Origin of the sequence: Phenylobacterium sp., from assembly GCF_031412415.1 — a bacterium.
Taxonomy (GTDB): Bacteria; Pseudomonadota; Alphaproteobacteria; order Caulobacterales; family Caulobacteraceae; genus Phenylobacterium.
Map to the genome: position 1 here is coordinate 1 of NZ_JANOCX010000390.1, position 2,033 is coordinate 2,033.

Consider the following 2,033-nt stretch of genomic DNA (forward strand, 5'->3'; position numbering starts at 1 on the left):
ACCCTCGCCGGTCTTCAGACGCGTGACGTGGACGGCTTCGGGGTCGAGGCCCTCGGTGGCGAACAGTTCGATGTCGCCGGCGGCGCGGCGCATGTAGAGCGAGCAGACCTCGGCCACCATCGAGCGGGCGATGATCCGCACCACCGTATCGAGGCGCGCCTGCGCGGGTCCGCCCGAGGCGAGCGCCTCGCGGATCTGACGCAGCAGGCTCCGCTGCCCCCGAATGGCGACGCCCTGTAAGGCCATCTGCCGTTTCTCTCCCTCGTTCAGTCCGCTCCTAGCAGCTTTGGGTGTCGGAACGGAGATGGAAAAGCTGCGCTAGCGGCAACGTGAGGCGCGACCGGGCAGTTCGATCCGCCCACCCCTCAATCTGCGAAATTATTGGACAGCAGCGTCAAAAATTGGCGGCTTTGAGATGCGCGTCTAGCCTTGTCATTGTTCGGAAGCCCTGGCGTGTCGTCGCTTGGGCGCCCCATAGTCACGCCAAGAACAAGGACGTCTGGGGAGGCGACGATGCGGAAGACCTGGCTGCCGTTCGCGGTGGGCGTTTTGCTGATCCTGGGCGGATCGCTGTTGGCCCATTCCATCCAGACCTCCGGCGGCGTCACGGTCAAGGACGTGCGGTTCACGGGCGACAAGGGCACGACCCTGTCAGCCCTGGTCTATACGCCGCCCGGCGCCAGCGCGGCCAAGCCGGCCCCCGCCGTGCTGGTCAGCCATGGCTACATCAACACCCGCGAGATGCAGTCGGCCTTCGCCATCGAGTTGGCCCGGCGCGGTTTCGTGGTCCTGGCCATCGACCAGTCGGGACACGGCAACTCGACCGGCATCGTGGGCAGTAACGATTTCGGCGGCCCCGCGGCGCTGCGCTATCTCAAAAGCTTGCCGCAGGTGGACAAGGCCAACATCGGGATGGAGGGCCACAGTCTCGGCGGCGGCCCGGTGGTCGGCGCGGCGGCCTCGGACCCGACCGGGTACAAGTCGGTCGTGCTGGAAGGCTCCACCCCGGCCATCGGCGCGGTGTTCGGCGGCCAGGCCAAGGTCGAGCTGCGCAACCTGGCCATCGTGTTCGGCGGCTATGACGAGTTCGCGACGTTGATGTGGCAGGTCGAGAAGGGCTCCGACATCGCCGGGTCCAAGGCCCTGCAGGCCCTGTTTGGAACCACTGCCCCCGTGGTCAAAGGCCGGGTCTATGGCGAGATCGGCGCGGGCACGGCGCGCGTGCTGCACAACCCGGCCATCACCCATCCCTGGGAGCACTTCTCGGTCGCCGGGGTCGCGCCCGCGATCGACTGGTTCCAGAAGACGCTCGACGGCGAAGCTAATCCCCTGCCGCCGACCGAACAGATCTGGATCTGGAAAGAGGTCGGCACCCTCGTCGGCTTCATCGGACTGGTCGTGCTGATGCTGGGCGCCTTCCAATTGCTGCTCACCGCACCGTGGTTCTCCGTCCTCGCGCGTCCGGCTGAGCCGGTGCGGGAGACCAGGGACGGGCGCTGGTGGCTCGCTTTCGGCCTGACGGCCGCCGTCCCGGCGATCACCTTCTTCCCGCTGATGAAGGTGGGTCAGCTCTTCTTCCCCCTGCCGCTGTTCCCACAGTGGATCACCAACCAGCTCCTGGTCTGGGCGCTGGCGAACGCCGCGATCACCCTGGTTCTGGGCCTGGTGCTGAAGGCCGGCAAACCGGTCTTCACGACCGACTGGATCCGCGCCGCCGCGGCCGCCGTGGTGACCGTCGGCGTCGGCTACGGCTCGCTGGCGCTGGTCGATGGCCTCTGGAGTGTCGACTACCGGTTCTGGGTGCTGGGGCTGAAGCCGCTGGACGGCCTGCACGTCACCTACGCCCTGGCCTATCTGCCGCTGTGGGCGCTGTTCTTCCTGGTGGCTCTGCGGGCGCTGCACGCGAACCTCGCGGTGAAAGGGCAGGGCAAGGGACAGTATGTGGTCGCCGCGCTCGCCATGTGCCTGGGGTTCGTGGCGCTGGAAGCGATCCAGTACGCCAGCCTATTCGCGACCGGCGTCCTGGCCATGGC

1 protein-coding gene and 1 pseudogene are annotated in these 2,033 nt (G+C 67.4%); one reads left to right on the plus strand and one right to left on the minus strand.

Annotated features, from left to right (window positions below; translation table 11 throughout):
- Window positions 1–246 (minus strand): annotated as a pseudogene (locus RMO04_RS18425) (peptidase); the annotation flags it as partial.
- A gap of 267 nt (window positions 247–513) precedes the next feature.
- Here RMO04_RS18425 and RMO04_RS18430 point away from each other — a divergent pair.
- The coding region (locus tag RMO04_RS18430; RefSeq protein WP_309646227.1) for an alpha/beta fold hydrolase at window positions 514–2,033 on the plus strand (1,520 nt) is incomplete at its 3' end.